At 40.2% G+C, this 19,182-nt stretch carries 19 protein-coding genes; 10 read left to right on the top strand and 9 right to left on the bottom strand.

The window, feature by feature from the left end:
- Positions 1-59 precede the first annotated feature (59 nt).
- On the bottom strand, positions 60-1,163 hold the full coding sequence (locus tag IL356_RS18605) for a fatty acid desaturase family protein (RefSeq protein WP_121847989.1): 1,104 nt from the start codon (positions 1,161-1,163) through the stop codon (positions 60-62).
- Between the two features lie 106 nt (positions 1,164-1,269).
- On the opposite strand from IL356_RS18605, the gene rsmG reads away from it, so the two are divergent.
- Positions 1,270-1,905, top strand: a complete 636-nt coding sequence (gene rsmG, locus IL356_RS18600; RefSeq protein WP_121847990.1) for a 16S rRNA (guanine(527)-N(7))-methyltransferase RsmG — start codon at positions 1,270-1,272, stop codon at positions 1,903-1,905.
- 326 nt (positions 1,906-2,231) lie between these two features.
- Here the strand turns inward: rsmG and IL356_RS18595 are convergent, their stop codons facing one another.
- The 5 genes from IL356_RS18595 to IL356_RS18575 form a co-directional block, all read right to left on the bottom strand.
- Positions 2,232-2,744: a DinB family protein gene (locus tag IL356_RS18595; RefSeq protein ID WP_121847991.1), complete on the bottom strand. Its 513-nt coding sequence runs from the start codon at positions 2,742-2,744 to the stop codon at positions 2,232-2,234.
- 176 nt (positions 2,745-2,920) lie between these two features.
- Positions 2,921-4,549 (bottom strand): L-glutamate gamma-semialdehyde dehydrogenase, encoded by a 1,629-nt coding sequence (gene pruA, locus IL356_RS18590; RefSeq protein ID WP_121847992.1) that lies wholly within the window; start codon positions 4,547-4,549, stop codon positions 2,921-2,923.
- Between the two features lie 199 nt (positions 4,550-4,748).
- Positions 4,749-5,135, bottom strand: a complete 387-nt coding sequence (apaG, locus tag IL356_RS18585) for a Co2+/Mg2+ efflux protein ApaG (RefSeq protein ID WP_121847993.1) — start codon at positions 5,133-5,135, stop codon at positions 4,749-4,751.
- A 13-nt stretch (positions 5,136-5,148) separates the two neighbouring features.
- Positions 5,149-6,273, bottom strand: coding sequence for a DUF3667 domain-containing protein (locus IL356_RS18580; RefSeq protein WP_121847994.1), 1,125 nt, complete (start codon positions 6,271-6,273; stop codon positions 5,149-5,151).
- Between the two features lie 29 nt (positions 6,274-6,302).
- Positions 6,303-7,547, bottom strand: a complete 1,245-nt coding sequence (locus IL356_RS18575; RefSeq protein WP_121847995.1) for a type IX secretion system plug protein — start codon at positions 7,545-7,547, stop codon at positions 6,303-6,305.
- Between the two features lie 153 nt (positions 7,548-7,700).
- Here IL356_RS18575 and IL356_RS18570 point away from each other — a divergent pair, with 153 nt between their 5' ends.
- The 8 genes from IL356_RS18570 (at position 7,701) to IL356_RS18535 (ending at position 15,273) form a co-directional block, all read left to right on the top strand.
- Complete coding sequence (locus tag IL356_RS18570) at positions 7,701-9,053, top strand: Na(+)-translocating NADH-quinone reductase subunit A (protein WP_121847996.1); 1,353 nt, start codon at positions 7,701-7,703, stop codon at positions 9,051-9,053.
- Between the two features lie 3 nt (positions 9,054-9,056).
- Positions 9,057-10,331: an NADH:ubiquinone reductase (Na(+)-transporting) subunit B gene (locus IL356_RS18565; protein WP_121847997.1), complete on the top strand. Its 1,275-nt coding sequence runs from the start codon at positions 9,057-9,059 to the stop codon at positions 10,329-10,331.
- A gap of 2 nt (positions 10,332-10,333) precedes the next feature.
- The gene (locus IL356_RS18560) at positions 10,334-11,083 is read left to right on the top strand and encodes a Na(+)-translocating NADH-quinone reductase subunit C (protein ID WP_121847998.1); all 750 of its coding nucleotides are present in this window, start codon (positions 10,334-10,336) and stop codon (positions 11,081-11,083) included.
- A gap of 1 nt (position 11,084) precedes the next feature.
- On the top strand, positions 11,085-11,732 hold the full coding sequence (locus tag IL356_RS18555) for an NADH:ubiquinone reductase (Na(+)-transporting) subunit D (RefSeq protein ID WP_121847999.1): 648 nt from the start codon (positions 11,085-11,087) through the stop codon (positions 11,730-11,732).
- 21 nt (positions 11,733-11,753) lie between these two features.
- Complete coding sequence (gene nqrE, locus IL356_RS18550; protein ID WP_121848000.1) at positions 11,754-12,506, top strand: NADH:ubiquinone reductase (Na(+)-transporting) subunit E; 753 nt, start codon at positions 11,754-11,756, stop codon at positions 12,504-12,506.
- Positions 12,507-12,508: 2 nt separating this feature from the next.
- The gene (nqrF, locus tag IL356_RS18545) at positions 12,509-13,816 is read left to right on the top strand and encodes an NADH:ubiquinone reductase (Na(+)-transporting) subunit F (RefSeq protein WP_121848001.1); all 1,308 of its coding nucleotides are present in this window, start codon (positions 12,509-12,511) and stop codon (positions 13,814-13,816) included.
- 82 nt (positions 13,817-13,898) lie between these two features.
- On the top strand, positions 13,899-14,258 hold the full coding sequence (locus IL356_RS18540; protein ID WP_121848002.1) for a Na(+)-translocating NADH-quinone reductase subunit F: 360 nt from the start codon (positions 13,899-13,901) through the stop codon (positions 14,256-14,258).
- A 1-nt stretch (position 14,259) separates the two neighbouring features.
- Positions 14,260-15,273, top strand: a complete 1,014-nt coding sequence (locus IL356_RS18535) for an FAD:protein FMN transferase (RefSeq protein WP_121848003.1) — start codon at positions 14,260-14,262, stop codon at positions 15,271-15,273.
- Here the strand turns inward: IL356_RS18535 and IL356_RS18530 are convergent.
- Genes IL356_RS18530 through gpmI form a run of 3 tightly spaced genes read right to left on the bottom strand, consistent with a single transcriptional unit; the run spans position 15,270 to position 18,443 of the window.
- Entirely contained in the window at positions 15,270-16,040 is a 771-nt protein-coding gene (locus IL356_RS18530; RefSeq protein ID WP_121848004.1) for a class I SAM-dependent methyltransferase, read from the bottom strand. The genes IL356_RS18535 and IL356_RS18530 overlap by 4 nt on opposite strands.
- A gap of 34 nt (positions 16,041-16,074) precedes the next feature.
- A complete protein-coding gene (gene map / locus IL356_RS18525; protein ID WP_121848005.1) occupies positions 16,075-16,893 on the bottom strand; it encodes a type I methionyl aminopeptidase in 819 nt (272 codons plus the stop codon).
- A gap of 32 nt (positions 16,894-16,925) precedes the next feature.
- The gene (gene gpmI / locus IL356_RS18520; RefSeq protein ID WP_121848006.1) at positions 16,926-18,443 is read right to left on the bottom strand and encodes a 2,3-bisphosphoglycerate-independent phosphoglycerate mutase; all 1,518 of its coding nucleotides are present in this window, start codon (positions 18,441-18,443) and stop codon (positions 16,926-16,928) included.
- 275 nt (positions 18,444-18,718) lie between these two features.
- Between gpmI and IL356_RS18515 the strand changes: the two genes are divergently transcribed.
- Positions 18,719-19,111, top strand: coding sequence for an ankyrin repeat domain-containing protein (locus tag IL356_RS18515; protein ID WP_121848007.1), 393 nt, complete (start codon positions 18,719-18,721; stop codon positions 19,109-19,111).
- Positions 19,112-19,182: the final 71 nt, after the last annotated feature.

Below are 19,182 nucleotides of genomic sequence, written 5' to 3'. Positions count from 1 at the left end.
AGATGTTTTTAAGTTTGTGGCAATTTTCCTGTGCTTCAAACAGCGATTTCGATTGCGGCTTATTGTAATTGAAGTGCAGGCCTTTTGCCGAGCTCCTTTAAGTGTTTAAAGTGCGAAATTATAGCTTTTCTGGTAGTTTTATATTCGTTGTATGGCAAATTAAACTCCCTGGCAGTTTCTTTCACAATTTTTGAAATTTTTGTGTAATGTATATGGCTGATGTTAGGGAAGATATGATGCTCTACCTGATGGTTAAGCCCGCCAGTGAACCAATTGACTATGCGATTTTTAGTGCTGAAGTTTACAGTAGTGAACAATTGGTGAATGGCCCAGGTATTTTTCATGTTTCCGCTATCGTCGGGTAATGGGGTTTCGGCCTCATCAACAATGTGGGCCAATTGAAACACGACACTTAAGATGACTCCGGCCACATAGTGCATAATAAAGAAGCCCAATAAAATTTTCCACCAAGCAATATCTACAAAGACCAAAGGCAGTACGATCCAAATGGTGATATAAAGTGTTTTTGTAATGACCAATGTGCTCCAATTTTGAACAGGGCTAGGCAACTTGCCGTATGAAAGCTTTCTTTTCATATAACGGTACATCTGTAAAAAATCGGTGGTAATGGCCCAATTGAAGGTTAATAGACCATACAGAAAAACGGAATAATAATGTTGGAATTTATGGTGGCGATGCCATTTGGCATGCTTTGAGAACCTTAAAATTCTACCGGCATCCATATCTTCATCGTGCTCATGAATATTGGTATAAGTGTGGTGAAGCACATTGTGCTGTACTTGCCAATTATAGACGTTGCCCGCTAGTATATAAATACTGCTGCCCATAAGTTTATTGACCCATTTTTTATTCGAATAGGCCCCATGGTTGCCATCGTGCATAACGTTCATACCTACGCCGGCCATGCCAACGCCCATTACTATGGTAAGCAACAGATTGGCCCAATTAGGTAGGCCAAGAGTTAGAATAGAGAAATAGGGGGTAAGAAATATGGCGAACATGATAAATGTCTTCAAATGCAATCGCCAATTACCTGTTTTTTTAATTTGATTTTCTTTAAAATACTCATTTACCCGCTTGTTGAGCGTCTTAAAGAATTGTGAGGGGTCCTTTCGGGGAAATCTAACTGTGGTACGGTTCATTTAATTCGGTTTTTTGGGGATAACGGAAAATCTATCCTTAATAAATGTATTGCGGTTATTTTCTGACCGGTAGATATACTAACTTTGCAATCATACAAATATACGCATGACAGCCGAAATAGTTTTTAAATATTTTCCCAATTTATCCGAGCAACAGAAAGTTCATTACCAGCAGCTAGAAGAATTATACAAAGACTGGAACCAGAAGATTAACGTAGTCTCGAGAAAGGATATTGATGAATTATACCTTCGGCATGTACTGCATTCATTAGGTATTGCCAAAGTTCAAAAATTCAATTCTGGAAGCGCTGTTTTGGATGTAGGTACGGGAGGCGGATTTCCTGGGATACCTTTGGCTATCATGTTTCCTGAGGTGAACTTTACCTTGGTCGATTCCATAGGAAAGAAAATCAAGGTAGTCGAAGAGGTTGTGCAAGGTCTTGATTTAAAAAATGTAACCGCAATCAACTCAAGGGTAGAAGAAGTCAAGGCAGATTTCGATTTCATTGTAAGTAGGGCGGTAGCGGTAATGCCCACTTTTACTCACTGGGTCAAAGGAAAGATTAAAAAAGAATCAAACCATGAACGCCGAAACGGAATTTTATATCTAAAGGGCGGGGATCTTACCGAAGAGCTTAAAGACTATAAAACGGTGCAAATCTTTGACCTGCCCAATTTTTTTGAAGAGGACTTTTTCGAGACCAAAAAAGTTGTGTATCTGCCCTTGAAGTTTAAAGGGTAATACTACAAACTTAACATCTGATAGTAGGTCTTTCTGTATTTTCTGGCATAAATCTTTAAATGGCCCCAAATGTGTATTTGGAGGCAGGTTACCAGCATTTTTGTTCTGTGTATCAATGTTTTCCTTCCCATAACTCAATCTCAATTATGAACCAAATTTCGGTATATTACGTTTAGTTTACAATTAATTAACGTTAAATTTACATTGAAGTTGTTCTGATTGAGGATAAAACTTCCTAAGAAATAAGGAATTACGCTATATATCAACAAATAAAAAATCCCTTTAGTATCTGCCAAAGGGATTTTTTAACTGCATTTTTGCTTTCATTATTTGCTCCACGGTGGAACCACATCGTTTGAGCGGGCGTATGCGATTAACTGACCTTTATGCTCCCCATTGTGCTCCATAATGATTAAAAGTCCTGAAAGCTTGTTCATCTTTGTAAATCCGAAGTCTACTTCATCATTAAAACTATCGCTTTCTACCATGGTCACCTTATCCAGAACGAACTCATTCGATTTTTTCAAGGCATCAATGATGTTTTGTTTGCCGGTTATTTTGTTCAGGTTCATCATATCTACATCTTCCGGTGGTGCGAAGCCTAATTTGGTAGCTAAAAAATAATTGGCACCTGCAATGTGCAGAAGGGCTTCGCCAACTGAACTGACGCCTTCCATAGGGCGCCAATCGTATTGTTCTTCAGAGAAAGCCTCGGCCAGGCTTACTACTTGTGCCTGATTGCCTTGCAGAACGCCTTGTATGGTATTCTGGGTCAATTTTTCTTGGGCTATGCCAGACAGCCCGATCAAGAGAAGTAGAGCGAATGTGATTTTTTTCATTTCGTAGTAATTTAGTTGCTGTTAATGTTCTGGTTCATACATACTTGGTAATCTACTACAAGGTATTAAAAACCCACCAAACTATCTTTGTTTCTCTTTAAATCTTAAGCAACAGTTAAAAACCCTCAATAAAAAAGGATGCCATTGGCATCCTTCTTTAAAGTCTTGACTTCAAGTTATCCAAGAAAGGGATAACGGTAGTCTTCTGGTGTTACAAAAGTTTCTTTAATTAATCTTGGAGACACCCACCTTAAAAGGTTTTGAGCCGAACCGGCTTTGTCGTTGGTACCTGAAGCCCGTGCTCCTCCGAAAGGTTGTTGGCCGACAACGGCACCTGTGGGTTTATCGTTGATATAAAAGTTACCTGCACAATTTTGAAGTGCCTTGGTCGCTTCATCGATGGCATATCGGTCCCCTGACAACACGGCACCGGTGAGAGCGTATTCAGAAGTTTGGTCGACTAACTTTAAAGTTTCTGACCATTGGTCGTCTTCATAAACATATATCGTAACCACCGGACCGAAAAGTTCAGTCTCCATCGTAGTGTAATTAGGATCTGTAGTCAGAATAACCGTTGGTTCTACGAAATAACCTTCTGATTTATCGTAACCTCCACCAATGATAACTTCGGCATTTTCATCGTTTTTGGCTTGGTCGATATATTTGGCCAGCTTGTCAAAAGAACCTTCGTGAATTACCGCTGTAATGAAGTTTGACATGTCTTCAGGGCTTCCGGGTTTATTGAAAGAAGCTACTTCTTTTTTCACCCTGTCCAAAATATCTTGTGAGGTCGACTTAGGTAAATAAACCCTCGAAGCTGCGCTACACTTTTGTCCTTGGAATTCAAAAGCACCTCGAACTATAGCGATAGCTACTTGTTGAGGTTTTGCGGTCGGGTGTGCCAAAATGAAATCTTTACCCCCGGTTTCGCCAACGATTCTCGGATATGTTTTATAATTGTGAATATTGTTGCCGATCTGTTTCCATAATTCCTTGAAAACATAGGTAGAACCAGTAAAATGTAGGCCTGAAAAATCAGGGCTAGAAAGTACGGTTTCCGTTATCATAACTGGGTCGCCATAAACCACATTAATGACCCCATCAGGTAGACCCGCTTCTTTAAAAACGTCAACTATAACTTTCGCGGAGAAAATTTGACTATCACTAGGTTTCCACACTACCACGTTGCCCATCATCGCGGCACTAGCAGGTAAGTTACCTGCAATCGCCGTAAAGTTAAAAGGGGTGATGGCGTAAACGAAACCTTCCAGCGGTCGATACTCCACACGGTTCCAAGTTCCTGCGGCAGATTCTGGTTGCTCTTCATAAATTTGAGACATGTACTCAACGTTGAACCTAAGAAAATCGATAAGTTCACAGGCCGAATCTATTTCTGCTTGATGAATGTTTTTTGATTGGGCCATCATCGTGGCCGCGTTTATTTTAGCTCTATAGGGCCCTGCAATTAGGTCGGCAGCTTTCAAAAATATAGCGGCCCTTTGTTCCCAAGTGAGATTGGCCCATGCATTTCTTGAAGCCAAACAGTTTTCGATTGCCTCTTCTACATGCTTTTTTTCAGCCAAATGATAATGCCCGACCACATGTTTATGATCATGCGGTGGAGACATAGGCTTTGTATTACCGGTTTTTATTTGCTCGCTACCTATATATAAAGGTACGTCTACAGTGCCTTCGTAAAAGTTGCGATACGCCTCTAAAACTTCTTCACGTTCCGGGGTGCCTGGAGCATAACTTTTAATTGGTTCGTTAACCGCCGTTGGTACCTGGAAAAATCCTTTGCCCATATTTTTGAGTGTTTTTTAGTTTACTGAAATACAAAGGTAGGAGTAGTAATTTGAAATAAAAAAGGTTGACCAATAGATAATTATATATGCACTAGCACCTTGTTTTAAACTATTTTCAAAATATAGGTCGACCCCTTGAAAATATCATTAGAAACAATGGCGAATAGTGAATTGAATAGAGCGTAATGCTTTGATTTGTTTAATTCAATGCAAAAGGCGCATGAAATTTGAAAGTGGGCACATAAACCCTAAATTTTTCCGTAGAACTAAAGTTTACCATGTTGTAATGCCCGTGCATAGCGCCTATGGGCGAAGCCAATAGACAACCCGAAGTGTAGGTGTGCGATTCTCCTGGTTTGATAACAGGTTTCTTGCCAATAACACCTTCACCATCTAGAATTTCCAATTCGTTAAGCGCATCGTGAATTCTCCAATGTCTTGATGTTAACTGAACGGAATCTTTACTTTGATTTTCTATGGTAATCGTGTAGGCAAAAGCAAAATGCATCTTGTAGTTTTTGAAGAAGGTGCCTTCGAAACTAGTGTTGACAGAAATTTTAATGCCTTTGGTAACCTGTGTAATCATTTATATTCTATGTCTAATATGTGATAATATTGCCAGCTATCATCAATATGGTAGAAACCAAAGCCAATATAAAAAAAATCGTGTTTAAAAAGAGATATTTAACAATAGTTTTGAATACGTTTTGGCCATAGAATTTTCGAAGTGCCTGAAAGAGGTAAACCGAAAAAATGGTCAAAAACAACCAGTTGCTGCTCACTTTAAAAATGGTGTCTACCAAATAGCTAATAATGAGCAAGATAAATAACAATGACGTGATGTGAAAGCTAAAGATCAAATGATCGGTGTAATTATATCTTTTTCTGATATATGCGAGCCAAATGAATAGGGCGAACACGGGCAAAAAGAAAAAAACGGCGAATGGCAATCGAGAAACCATGGTCTTAATAAAGTCGCCAGGTCGCTCTTTGATCCGTGCAAAACTTTTACCTGAGGTAAAAGCAAATTTATTCTCAGATGTGTTCTCAATGCCATATTTACTGATAGCATCATCAAAGGTTCTTATAGATCCATTTTGAAATAGTGTTTGAAAAAAATCTTGCTTTTTGAAAAACCGGCTTAGGCCCGATTCATCTTTCAATGTTTCGTAATAGGAGCGGGGATTGGCGTTCAACGCCGAATCTCTGTGTTTGCCATACCTGAGAACAAAATTCGCGAAGTTCAGAGAGTCGGCTACGGCCATCATTTGTTCTTTTTCCTTTTGATTGGAATAATCTAGTGTATCAATAGTTGCCCTTAAGTCAAAGGTGGAGGCTTTTTCCTGTGTTGGAAAAAAATCGATTTGTTCAAAATCTCCCGTTATGCCTAAAATCAAGAAATAAACAATGGCCAGACTTAAAAGAAAGCGAAAAGGGTTGGTGTAAGAAACGCGCTTACCGTTGATATAATCTCTAGTAATTTTTCCGGGCTTTAAGACTAAAGAGGATAGGGTTTTTAAAAGCTTGGAATCATAGGAAATGAAGCTGGCAAAGAACTCATCTAAAAAATCTTTGATGGATAGCTTTTTGGTGGAGTTGGCCTGCGAACAATTTGAACAAAATTTGTCGCTTAAATCAAGCGGATGGCCGCAATTAAGGCATTCGGTTCCTCTATATCCGAGTCCGTACCTTCCTTGGTCAGCTTTGGCCGGTGTGTTGTTCATCTTTGCCCAGTTAATGGGCTAAATATAGGCTAATTACTGATATCTCGTGAGTTAGCGTTGCCTATTCCTATAATGCTATCGTATAATTCGCCGAAATTGCGATAGTATACCAAAATTAAATAATTGTTCTCGGTGAAGTGAAAGTTGCCTCCAACAGAGTTGAGGTCGACCGTGCCATCTTCTTTTTTAATCACATATTTATAATTGTAAAAGCCTTGTTTCATTTTGATGGTTCCCTCCATCATTCCATTATCTTCATTATAGATCAGTTTGTTTTCTTCGGTAAGTGCGTAATTGTTGAATTTTCCGAAAATATAAACTTCGTCAAGGTTGAGAATAGGGTCGTAAGGAAGGGCAAAATGAACCAAGCTGTATTCGGCCTCTCTCGAATGGTCATCTCCTTGAAGAGTCCTTACCACAAAATCACCGTTGATATCAGGAAAATAGGTGTAAGGGTCTGATGACCGAAAATGGTCTGCAAATAAAAAGTGATGGTAAAGATCGGCTATTTCAATTCTTGAAATTTGTGAGCTAGGGGCCCTAAGGTCACTTGTATCGAAATTGAGGTATTCGTTACCGCCGTAAAAACTGGTTTCTTGATCATATTTGTAAACAAGTTCGTTACCCATGGTATACTGTGGGGCAATGTCGTAGAGAGCGGTGTTCCATTGATAGTTTTGTATGATGGCCACTTTTATCTCTTTCTTGGGGTTAACCCATCGAAAACTTCCGGCATTGATGGAAAATTGAACCACCTGTTTCTCGTTCAAAAAGTTGAAGTCTCGCGAACGTTTGACCTCTGCACCTACCTTAACAATGTCTTTATAAACAACGAACCTCCGAGAGAACTGTAATTCATAATTGTCGTTATAGATTTCGAGAACAAAGTTGCCACTTACCTTAAGGCTGACATTTTCATTAGGTATGCTAAGTCGATAGTTAGAATAGGGTTGAAGGGTAGAATAACTGTTTTCGTAATCAATGATTCTCTGGTTGTCGACCCCATTCAAATATTGTGATTTAAGCAGTTGAGAGGGCGTCCAATCATAATCACAATGAACTATCTTATAGTAATAGTCGTTTTCTCCGGCAGTGATGTCGTCGAACTCTAATTTTATGGTTTCACCAATTTCTACAACAGGAAATTGGTCTTCGGTGGGGCCACCAAAAATAACCGTTTTAATGTGTTCCGGAGGGTTGATTTCTTCTTGAACTTGAGAAGAAAGGGTGGTATGAAGTACTATGAATGTTGCGTAAAAAAGCTTTTTTAGCATGGATCTGCTATTTTTTGGGTAAAGGTAAACAAAAAGCGTACCCAATAAATTTAGATCGATATACGAGCCAAATTTCTAGGCATTTATTATGAAAACAATCCTTTTAATACTATTTTTGCGCAATATTTCAGTTAACCTAAGGTCTACAATAATATGTCTAAAGACATTCGGATTAAAAAGGGCTTGAACATTAAACTTCTTGGTGCTGCAGAGCAAACTACTTCCAAAGCTGTTTTAAGCAATGTTTATGCCATAAATCTTGACGATTTTCACGGAATAACCCCTAAAATGTTGGTAAAGCAAGGTGCCGAGGTAAAAGCCGGTGAACCGCTTTTTTACAATAAGAACAGGGAGGATATGCTTTTTGTTTCGCCGGTAAGCGGCGAACTGGTAGAAATCAACAGAGGGGCGAGAAGAAGAATTCTCTCCTTGAAGATTTTGGCCGACAAAGAGCAGTCTCAATTGACTCACACCCCTTTAAAGCTGGAAACGGCCTCGAAAGAGGAGTTGAAAGCCTTTTTGTTGAAGGGTGGTGTTTGGCCATTTGTTAAACAAAGACCCTATGATATTGTGGCCAACCCCAATGCAACCCCCAAGTCAATTTTTGTTTCGGGGTATGCAACGGCTCCTTTGGCTGCTGATATGGATTATGTGCTGCAAGGTAAAGAAGCGCAGCTTCAGGCGGCCATTACCGCTTTGGGTAAGCTTACACCGGGAAAAGTACATGTTTCCGTTGGTGCTTCTTCAAAATCACCGCTGGCCGGATTGTCGGGCATAGAGCTGCATAAAGTTTCTGGGCCTCACCCATCAGGCTTGGTCGGTACACAGATCAACAGAATAGACCCTATCAATAAGGGTGAAACCGTATGGACGGTTGCTCCGCAAGATTTGGTGATTATCGGTGAGCTTATACTGACCGGTGTCTATAATCCTGAGCGAGTGATCGCTTTGGCCGGTTCATGTGTGAAAACCCCAAAGTATTATACAACCAAAATCGGAGCGGAAATTTCTACCTTCTTATACGGTAGCGGTGTGACCAATGATAACTTTAGGGTGATCAATGGCGATGTTCTTACCGGTAAGAAAAGCCGGCCCGATGGCCACTTGGGCTTCTACAATAGTATGGTTTCGGTGATTCCTGAAGGTGATGATTATGATCTTTTTGGATGGAACAAACCGGTTTTTAATAAAGTTTCTGCCACTAGGGCGCTTACCTTCTCATGGATGCAGCCTAATAAGAAATACGACTTGAATACCAATACCAATGGTGAACACAGGGCATTTGTGGTTACCGGTATGTATGAAAAAGTCTTTCCGATGGATATTTACCCGCTTCAATTGTTGAAGGCCTGTATGGTTCAGGATTTGGACGAGATGGAGCAATTGGGGCTTTATGAAGTGGCTCCTGAAGATTTCTCTTTAACTGAATTTGTATGCGTTTCAAAGCAACCGCATCAGCAGATTATTAGAGAGGGATTGGATTTGTTATATAAAGAAATAGGATAAAAGATGAGTGATAAAAGATTAACCTTAAAGAAAAGGTTGCACATTATAAAGCACCATTTTCGCGGTAAGAAAATGGCTCCTGCTTTTAATGCGTTTCACACCTTTCTGTTTACCCCCGATGAAACGACCCATAACGGTAGTCATATTCGTGCGGCAGACGATTTAAAGAGAACGATGAATACGGTAATCATGGCATTGGTTCCCGTTTTACTTTTCTCGATGTTCAATGCGGGATATCAGCATTATTCGGCTATCAACGGTTTTCCTGAGAATTTCTCGGTAATGGAGCATTTTCTTACTTGGGATAACTTTTGGATCGGTATCATCAAAGTATTGCCTTTGGTCGTAGTCTCTTATATAGTGGGACTTACGGTAGAATTTATCTTTGCGGTCATCAAAGGTCACGAGGTGGAAGAGGGCTATTTGGTAACAGGTATGTTAGTTCCTTTGATTGTGCCTATTGATACTCCTTTATGGATGTTGTCAGTTGCCGTTGTTTTCGGTGTTGTTATCGGTAAAGAAGTTTTCGGTGGTACGGGTATGAACATTTTGAATCCGGCCTTGACAATAAGAGCATTTCTTTTCTTTGCTTATCCTACTTGGATGAGTGGTGATAAGGTTTGGGTGTATGAAGCTGTTGAGAGAGCTGGTGGACCTGATGCGATTTCTGGGGAGACTATACTCGGTTACTTGGCACAGAACAAAGCTGCTGAAATGACTTATACCACCTCTGATATGTTTTGGGGCTTCATTCCAGGTTCGGTAGGTGAAACGTCTACATTCCTTATTCTTCTAGGAGGGCTTTTCCTTATCTTTTCAAAGATTGCCAGTTGGAGGATTATGTTGAGTGCCGTTATCGGTTCTTTGGTAATGGGCTTGATATTCAATGGTGTTGTTGACCAAGGTTGGATTGCCGAAACCAGTAAGTTCTATGGCCTGATGAGTTTTGATTTTTGGAAACATTTAATAGTAGGTGGCCTTGCCTTTGGTATTGTTTACATGGCGACCGACCCGGTAACAGGAGCACAGACCAACAGAGGTAAATGGTTCTATGGGTTCTTTATAGGCTTCATATCGGTATTGATTCGTGTTTTCAACCCTGCTTATCCAGAAGGTGTTTTCTTGGCCATTCTTTTGATGAACGTATTTGCCCCAACAATTGATCACTATGTGGTAAGGGGTAACGTAAATAGAAGAATGAAACGATTGAAAAATGCTACTGTTTTACCTGAAGATTCAGAGGGTAAAGAAAAAGAACTACAAGTAGAAACCGCATAATTATGGCAATTAATACAGATAAGAACGTTTACACCGTCGTTTTTGCGGCAGTAATGGTGATTGTGGTAGGATCGTTGTTGGCTTTTATGGCTTCAGGTCTAAAGAGCAGGATCCAAGAGAACGAACGTTTTGAAAAACAACAGAATATACTTTACGCCATGGGCGTGAACGAAAATCAGGATGAGGGTAGTGTGTCCTTCGTACCTACTGATAAAGTAGAGGCCGAATTCTCAAAATATATCAAAGAACAAATAGTTATCGAAGGTGATGACATTGTTAAAGATAATGAGGCCTATCTAATTGATATGAAAAAACAGCTTGCCCTATACAAAAAAGGTGAGACACCTAAATTGCCATTATTTATTGGTGAGAAAGATGGTAAGAAGTCGTACATCATACCGATGTACGGTAAAGGTCTTTGGGATGCGATTTGGGGGTTCATTTCATTGGATGAGCAGATGAACGTACAAGGTGTATATTTTGACCACAAAGGAGAGACACCGGGTCTGGGCGCCAATATCAAGCAGCGGTATTTTATGGATGACTTTACGGGAGAATCTATTTTAGATGGTACCCGTTATGCTGGTATTAGTGTTGCCAAGGGTAATAATGATCCTTTGAACGAAACAAAAGATGACAATGAGGTGGATGCATTGGCTGGAGCAACTATTACAGGAAATGGGGTTTCTGCAATGATCAAAGAGAGCGTCAATCTTTATAAAGACTATTTACAAACCATTAGCGCAAAATAATATGGCACTATTGACAAAAAAAGATGCAAAACTGATTTCCGATCCGTTGGCGGATAACAACCCGATTACCATTCAGGTATTGGGTATCTGTTCTGCCTTGGCGATTACTGCAGAATTAAAGGCTTCTATTGTAATGGCTATTGCGGTAATGTTCGTACTTGGCGTTGGTAACGTGGTCATTTCATTGATGCGTAATATCATTCCTTCTAAAATCAGGATTATTGTTCAGTTGATCGTAGTGGCAACCTTGGTAATTGTAGTTGACCAAGTATTAAAGGCCTTTGCCTATGAACTGAGCAAAACACTATCGGTTTTCGTTGGTTTAATTATTACGAACTGTATTATCATGGGACGTTTTGAGGCGTTTGCTTTAGGTAACGGTCCTTGGAGGTCTTTTCTTGATGGTATCGGTAATGCTTTGGGTTATGGTGTCATTTTGGTGATTGTTGGGTTTTTTAGAGAGCTATTAGGTTCTGGAACCTTATTAGGTTTCAAGGTTTTGGGTGACCCCATTGCAAAGACAGGGTTGTATTCTATTGGCTATGAGAATAACGGTTTCATGATTATACCACCGGCAGCATTAATCGTAGTAGGTGTAATTATCTGGGTACAGCGTTCACGTAACAAAGCATTGATCGAAGATCATTAATAAAGAATTAAAAGTAGAATTATGTTAGAGCATATCGAGTTATTTTTTAAGTCCATCTTTATAGATAACATGGTTTTTGCCGTGTTCTTGGGGATGTGTTCTTACCTAGCCGTTTCTAAAAAAGTATCTACGGCCGTAGGTCTGGGGGCAGCTGTAATATTTGTATTGGCCGTAACGGTACCGCTAAACTGGTTGTTGGATCAATATCTTTTAAGAGATGGTGCATTGGTATGGCTGGGCCCTGAATACGCCGATTACAATTTAAGTTTTCTTTCTTTTATTCTATTTATCGCGACCATTGCAACTATGGTGCAGCTGGTTGAGATTGTGGTAGAAAAGTTTTCACCTTCTTTGTACAACTCTCTAGGTATTTTCTTGCCCTTAATCGCTGTTAACTGTGCTATCTTGGGTGGCTCATTATTTATGCAGTCAAGAGATATTCAAACTTTGGGCTTGGCATTCAATTATGGTGTAAGTTCGGGTATAGGCTGGTTTTTGGCGATTTTGGCCATAGCTGCCATTCGTGAGAAAATTAGATATTCAAATGTTCCGCCACCATTGAGAGGTTTGGGAATTACCTTTATCATTACTGGTTTAATGGGTATAGGTTTCCAGAGTTTCGGCGGTATGTTGACAGGTGGCGATGATGCAGCACCGGTTGAAGATGAGCAACGTATGGATTATGATAAGATATCGGAAATCGAGAAGAAAGAGCTTGATAAAAAAGATATCGACGAAAAGGAAATTTCTTATAACGACGCAATAAACGAATAGATATGCTATTAGCAGCAAGTACCGGCGGAACTATACTTATTACAGTAGTCGCATTTTTAATTCTCTTAATGGTTTTGGTGGCATTATTACTTTTCACCAAAGAGAAATTATCTCCCTCAGGTCCTGTAACCATTACCATTAATGGCGAGAAAAAAGTAGAGGTAGCTTCAGGAAGTTCTCTGCTTTCAACGCTTGGTAACCAAAAAGTATTTTTACCATCGGCGTGTGGTGGTGGTGGAACATGTATTCAGTGTGAATGTCACGTACTATCTGGTGGTGGTGAGGCATTGCCAACTGAAACACCTCACTTCTCTAAGAAAGAATTGAATGCCGGTGCACGTTTGGCTTGTCAGGTCAAAGTAAAGCAAGACATGGAAATCGAAATACCAGAAGAGGTATTCGGTATTAAAAAATGGAATGCCAAAGTGGTTCGTAACTACAATGTGGCATCCTTCATTAAGGAATTTGTAGTTGAGATTCCTGAGGATATGAATTACAAGGCCGGTGGTTACATTCAAATCGAGGTGCCACAGTGTGAGATTAAATATGCTGACATTGATATTACTGCTCACCCAGAGGAGCACGAAACCCCGGACAAGTTCAAGGCTGAATGGGATAAGTTCAACCTTTGGCCTTTGGTGATGAAGAACCCTGAATTGGTCGAGCGTGCCTATTCAATGGCTTCTTATCCTGCTGAGGGTAGAGAGATTATGTTGAACGTTCGTATTGCGACCCCACCATGGGATCGTTCTAAAAACGGATGGATGGACGTTAACCCTGGTGTAGCCTCATCCTATATATTCTCGTTGAAGAAAGGCGATGATGTTGTAATTTCAGGACCTTATGGTGAATTCTTCATTAATGAGTCTGAATCTGAAATGTTGTATGTAGGCGGTGGTGCCGGTATGGCGCCGATGCGTTCGCATTTATATCACTTGTTCAAGACCTTACAGACCAATAGAAAGGTTACTTATTGGTATGGTGGTCGCTCGAAAAGAGAGTTATTCTATTTAGAGCATTTTAGAGAGTTAGAGAGAAGCTTCCCGAACTTTAAATTCTACTTGGCACTTTCTGAGCCTTTAGAAGAAGATAATTGGAAGGTGAAAGAAGATATAGACGCTCCAGGAGACGGGTTCGTAGGTTTCATTCACAACTGTGTAATTGATAACTATTTGAGCAAGCATGACTCTCCTGAAGATATTGAGCTTTACTTCTGCGGACCACCGTTGATGAACAAAGCAGTTCAAAAAATGGGTGAAGATTTCGGTATTCCTGACGAACATATACGTTTTGATGATTTCGGTGGATAATTCATTTATCCTAAGAAAAACAGAGTACATAAAGAACAAGGGAACCGATGTGATGAACATCGGTTTTTTTGGCTAAATAGATATGGCAAGAGAACTTTCAGAACAAGAACTACATAACCTGGCAATGAATATTGTTGGGCGGCAGTTAGAGTCCGAAGGGTTTGAATTTATGGGCGTGAACAGTAAACCAAAGAAAAATCCACAATTCGTTTGCCTAAAAGACAAAGAGTTGCATTTTATCGTGGTGAGGTATGTGCCTTTTCCTGAGGATCCTAATCAATATGATGAGAGCCTTATGGATAAGATGAAAGACCATGCCGATAAGCATGAGGCACGTACTTATTACGCGGGCGTGGGTCTTTCCAATGCACAAGATAGAAACTTGCCTGTTTATCTAAATGAAGAATATATTGTTGATTATCGGGGGATGATTGAAATTTAAAATGAAGAGATTTTTTTATTTAGCTATTATATTGATGGTTGCTGGGTGTAAAGAATCGGCACCTGAAATTACAAGAAATGAAAGCCACGGCGCCGCTTTAGGAACTACCTACAACTTGATTTATCTGACCACCAACGGCTCACTTGACCTTCAGCAAGAAATTGACTCTACTTTTGGGGCTATAAACAGGTCACTATCCACTTATATACCTGAGTCTGATATTTCCCGTATTAATAAAGGGGAAGAAGGTGTTAAAGTAGATAGTATGTTCAAGGAAGTATTCAACCTATCAAAATCAATCTATGACAAGACGGGTGGTTATTTTGATCCTACGGTAGGCCTCTTGGTCAATGCATGGGGCTTTGGTGCCGGAGAGCAAATGGAAATGGACAGTAGTACCGTTTCATTGCTTTTAAATAGAGTTGGTTTCGATAAAGTCAGTCTTTTGGATAATGGCACTGTTAAGAAATCGGTTCCTGATATGTATTTGGAGTTCAATGCCATCGCCAAAGGTTATTCAATCGATAGACTGGCCAAATTGATGGATCGTCACGGGGTAAATGACTACCTTTTGGAGGTTGGGGGAGAATTGGTTGCCAAGGGCATCAATCAATTGAAACAGAAAGAATGGGTGGTAGGTATCGATGACCCTCAAGTAGAAGAGGGGCGCGAATTAAAGGCCACTATACGATTAGAGGATAGGGCCTTGGCTTCTTCCGGTAATTACAGACATTTTCGCATTGATGAGGAAACCGGTAAGAAATACGTTCACACCATTGATCCCATTACAGGTTTTACCAAAAATGCAAATACATTGGCAGTCACCATTTTGGCCGATAACTGTGCAACCGCCGATGCGTATGCGACCGCATTTATGGCCATGGATTTAGACGAAGCCCTTAAGTTGCTTACTTCACAAAAAGATTTGGAGGCTTATATTATCTATCTAGATGAAAATGGCGAGACTCAGGAGTTTATGAGCCCTGGTTTTGAAAAGCTGATTGTTAAGAACTAAACTGGTTTTCTGACAACGGGAATTATTTCCCCCTTGGCCAATCGATATTTATCCAGTTCATTTTCTGATAGAATATGGGTGTAATCCACCTCTTCTACCTCAAAACCAATACCTCTTAACTTGTCAAAATAATCCCTACCATACACGCGAACATGGTCGTATTGGCCAAAGATTCTTTGTCTTTCTTTTTTGTCGGTAATAGAATTATCTTCGAAAGTAATTTCACGTTTCAAATCTTGCGGTATTTGAAAAACTCCCCATCCACCAGGTTTTAAAACCCTTAACATCTCACTCATAGCCTTCGAGTCATCCGGTATGTGTTCCAATACATGATTGCAAAGAATAACGTCAAAACTGTTATTATCAAAAGGAAGGTGGCAAATATCAGCCTTTACATCGGCTAAAGGCGAATTGAGGTCTGTAGTGGTGTAATCTAGATTCTTCAATCTTCTAAAGCGCCTATAAAATGGTTGCTCTGGTGCAAAATGAAGCACTTTTAACGGGGCGCTGAAAAAGTTGGTCTCGCTTTGAAGATAAAGCCAAAGCAGTCGGTGTCGCTCTAAAGATAGGGTAGAGGGTGATAGTACGTTCTCTCTGGGGTTTTCATAACCGTACGGCAGAAAGCTTCTAAAACCTTTTCCGTCGATTGGATCGGTGTACTTTTTGCCTTTCATCCAAAACGCAAATAGGGGGCGTACCCAATAACTAAGGCTTATAAGCCAAGGCCTTGGAATGAGATTGAGAAAGAATTTAAAAAGTTTTGACACGTATGTGAAATATGTTCTTTAAGAAGGGTTGAAATTAAAGAACAAGTTTCTTTTGGCGGAATTCATCTTCTTCATCGCTCGAAATGCCTAACGCTTCATATATGTATTGATAGGTAGAGAGAAGTTCTGGTTTTCCGTCTACAATCGCCACGTTATGCTCAAAATGGGCGCTGGGCTTTCCATCAGCAGTAAGAATGGTCCATCCGTCACGTAATTGCTTGATGCGTCGGGTACCCATGTTAATCATGGGTTCAATGGCCACCACCATACCTTCGGCAAATTTTTTGCCTCTACCTCTTTTTCCGTAATTGGGCATTTCCGGGCCTTCGTGTAGTTTCTTTCCGAGTCCGTGCCCCACAAGCTCACGAACAACGCCATAGCCATGGTTCTCACAATAGTTCTGAATGGCAAAAGCCACATCTCCAACCCTATTGCCAACACGAAATTCCCTAATTCCGATATAAAGAGACTCTTTGGTTACTTTCAATAACTTCTTGGTTTCTGCTTCCACCTCTCCCACTTCAAAAGTATAGGCATGGTCGCCATAATAACCGTTTTTAAGGGCCCCACAATCTACAGAGATTATATCGCCTTCCTTTAGAGGTTCTTTATTGGGAATACCATGAACTACCTGCGCGTTGGGGCTCATGTTCAGGGTGTTCGGAAAACCGTACATGCCCAAAAAGCCTGGTTCTGCACCTTCTGACCGAATGAAATCTTCGGCCATTTTATCCAAAGAAAGGGCAGTGACCCCTGGTTTAATCTCAGCGGCCAACATACCCAAGGTTTTGGATACTACCAAAGCGCTTTCGCGCATTAATTCTATCTCTTCAGGAGTCTTTAATTTTACCATAGCGGCAAAGGTACGCAATTAGAGGTATTTTATCATACCAAGGCGTGTCTTGTCATAAGTTCTGGTTGCGGTACTCCCATCAATTTCAGAATGGTAGGTGCTATATCGCCCAAAACCCCATCGTTGATGGATTTTAAATCCTTATCCACCAAAATAAGAGGAACAGGATTGGTGGTGTGGGCAGTATTGGGGCTACCATCAGGATTGATCATCGTATCACAGTTGCCATGATCGGCAATTACAATCGAAGTATACCCATTCTCTAGGCCTGTAGTTACTACAGCCTGAGCACATTCATCAACCACTTCGCATGCCTTGATGGCGGCATTCATGTTACCTGTATGGCCTACCATATCCGGATTGGCAAAATTGAGACAAACAAAATCTACTTCCCCTTTTCTTAGTTCCGGAATGATGGAATCTCTGATTTCGTAGGCACTCATTTCAGGTTTAAGGTCATAGGTCGCCACTTTTGGTGATGGGCATAGCAAACGCTCTTCACCTTCAAAAGGTACCTCCCTACCTCCGTTAAAGAAAAAGGTAACGTGTGGGTATTTTTCAGTTTCCGCAATTCTAATTTGCTTTTTACCGGCTTTCTCCAAAACTTCGCCCAGCGTTTCCCTTATATTCGCTTTATCGTAGACTACATGAACCCCCTTGAACGATTCGTCATAATTGGTAAGGGTCACATAGTGTAGTTTGATTTTATGCATTTCATAGTCATGCATGCATTCTTGACTAAGAACTTGTGTCAGTTCTCGCCCGCGATCTGTTCTAAAATTGAAGAAAATGACAACATCACCTTCCTTTATTTTTGCTACTGGGTCACCATTATTATCGACCATAACGATTGGCTCTATAAACTCATCGGTGATTCCTTCTTCATAGCTTTTTTGAATGGTGCTTTCAACGTCGTCTGAGGCAGTACCTACGTTATTGACCATAACGTCATATGCCTTTTTAACACGTTCCCAACGTTTGTCGCGATCCATGGCAAAGTAACGCCCCACTACGGTCGCCAGCTTTGCATTTTTATCTTTTGAATAGTCGACCACTTCTTTTAAAAAGCCTTTTCCACTTTTTGGGTCAACGTCGCGGCCATCGGTAAAGGCATGAACGAACATGTTTTGAAGCCCATAATCGTAACCGGCATCTATAAGGCCCTTAAGATGATTGATGTGACTGTGTACCCCACCGTTACTTACCAGACCTAAAAAATGAACCGCTTTGTTATTCTGTTTGGCATATGAAAAGGCCTCTTGCAAAACTTTTTCATCTTTCAACGTGTTCTCTTTAACGGCCAAGTTAATTTTCGCCAAATCTTGATATACAATTCTACCGGCCCCTAGATTCATATGTCCGACCTCACTATTACCCATTTGACCTTCAGGTAACCCTACGTTCATTCCGTCGGTCAATAGGTTGGCATTGGCATAATTTTTATAAAGGGAGTCTACAAACGGCGTATTTGCATTATCAATGGCGGATACTTTTGGGTCAGGTGATTTTCCCCATCCGTCAAGTATCATCAAAATAACTTTTTTATTCATTCTTTTAACTTTTACTGAATTTCAAAAGTACTGTGAAATGGGGCATTCTACAATAAATCGCCCATTTTTTAATCATTATATAAAGTATGTGTTTGAAAGAAATAGTGAATACACATTTTATAGAAGGCCTATATGTTTCTTAAAACGAAGTTAAGGAGAAGCTAAAGCTTGTTAAATACGGTGTATTTCTGCCCGAATGTTGAAACATTATCGAAAAGAGGTCGTCTATTACGATATAACAATCAACTCATTCATCAATCAAAAAATCATTTATCATGAAAAAAACTGTTTTTTCCACAGCATTATTTTGTTTAGCCATCTCTTTTGGTATTCAGGCAGCTGAACCCACATCTGAAATTTCAACTGCAAAGATTGAGAACCTAAAATCTTTAGATGTAAGTTCTTTTTGTAAAGCGATTATGCAAGGCGATATCGATACGGTAAAAAAGCTTATCGATTTAGGTGAAGATGTTAATCAAAAATCATTGGGTATGACCCCGGCCATCTACGCAGCCCGTTATAACAAACCGGAGATTTTACAACTCTTAATCGATAATGGGGCCAACCTAAAAATAAAAAGTGATAAAGGTTACTCGGTGAAGAAATATGCAGAGCTGTCAAACGCTGTGGAGGCACTTCAGGTTTTGGAAACTGCAATGGGTAGTTAGTACATCGACTTATTAAAAAAATAAACCCGGATTTCTCGAGATCCGGGTTTTTTCATTTTCATTTCAACTTA

Source organism: Euzebyella marina (assembly GCF_014855515.1).
GTDB classification, from domain to species: Bacteria; Bacteroidota; Bacteroidia; order Flavobacteriales; family Flavobacteriaceae; genus Euzebyella; species Euzebyella marina.
Note: the sequence above shows the minus strand (reverse complement) of the source record. Positions and strands in the feature narration are given on the sequence as shown.

Excerpts from the sequence above, each read along its gene's own strand:
- IL356_RS18605 (WP_121847989.1), bottom strand. The coding sequence starts at position 1,163 with ATGAACCGTACCACAGTTAGATTTCCCCGAAAGGACCCCTCACAATTC.
- rsmG (WP_121847990.1), top strand. The coding sequence starts at position 1,270 with ATGACAGCCGAAATAGTTTTTAAATATTTTCCCAATTTATCCGAGCAA.
- IL356_RS18595 (WP_121847991.1), bottom strand. The coding sequence starts at position 2,744 with ATGAAAAAAATCACATTCGCTCTACTTCTCTTGATCGGGCTGTCTGGC.
- pruA (WP_121847992.1), bottom strand. The coding sequence starts at position 4,549 with ATGGGCAAAGGATTTTTCCAGGTACCAACGGCGGTTAACGAACCAATT.
- apaG (WP_121847993.1), bottom strand. The coding sequence starts at position 5,135 with ATGATTACACAGGTTACCAAAGGCATTAAAATTTCTGTCAACACTAGT.
- IL356_RS18580 (WP_121847994.1), bottom strand. The coding sequence starts at position 6,273 with ATGAACAACACACCGGCCAAAGCTGACCAAGGAAGGTACGGACTCGGA.
- IL356_RS18575 (WP_121847995.1), bottom strand. The coding sequence starts at position 7,547 with ATGCTAAAAAAGCTTTTTTACGCAACATTCATAGTACTTCATACCACC.
- IL356_RS18570 (WP_121847996.1), top strand. The coding sequence starts at position 7,701 with ATGTCTAAAGACATTCGGATTAAAAAGGGCTTGAACATTAAACTTCTT.
- IL356_RS18565 (WP_121847997.1), top strand. The coding sequence starts at position 9,057 with ATGAGTGATAAAAGATTAACCTTAAAGAAAAGGTTGCACATTATAAAG.
- IL356_RS18560 (WP_121847998.1), top strand. The coding sequence starts at position 10,334 with ATGGCAATTAATACAGATAAGAACGTTTACACCGTCGTTTTTGCGGCA.
- IL356_RS18555 (WP_121847999.1), top strand. The coding sequence starts at position 11,085 with ATGGCACTATTGACAAAAAAAGATGCAAAACTGATTTCCGATCCGTTG.
- nqrE (WP_121848000.1), top strand. The coding sequence starts at position 11,754 with ATGTTAGAGCATATCGAGTTATTTTTTAAGTCCATCTTTATAGATAAC.
- nqrF (WP_121848001.1), top strand. The coding sequence starts at position 12,509 with ATGCTATTAGCAGCAAGTACCGGCGGAACTATACTTATTACAGTAGTC.
- IL356_RS18540 (WP_121848002.1), top strand. The coding sequence starts at position 13,899 with ATGGCAAGAGAACTTTCAGAACAAGAACTACATAACCTGGCAATGAAT.
- IL356_RS18535 (WP_121848003.1), top strand. The coding sequence starts at position 14,260 with ATGAAGAGATTTTTTTATTTAGCTATTATATTGATGGTTGCTGGGTGT.
- map (WP_121848005.1), bottom strand. The coding sequence starts at position 16,893 with ATGGTAAAATTAAAGACTCCTGAAGAGATAGAATTAATGCGCGAAAGC.
- gpmI (WP_121848006.1), bottom strand. The coding sequence starts at position 18,443 with ATGAATAAAAAAGTTATTTTGATGATACTTGACGGATGGGGAAAATCA.
- IL356_RS18515 (WP_121848007.1), top strand. The coding sequence starts at position 18,719 with ATGAAAAAAACTGTTTTTTCCACAGCATTATTTTGTTTAGCCATCTCT.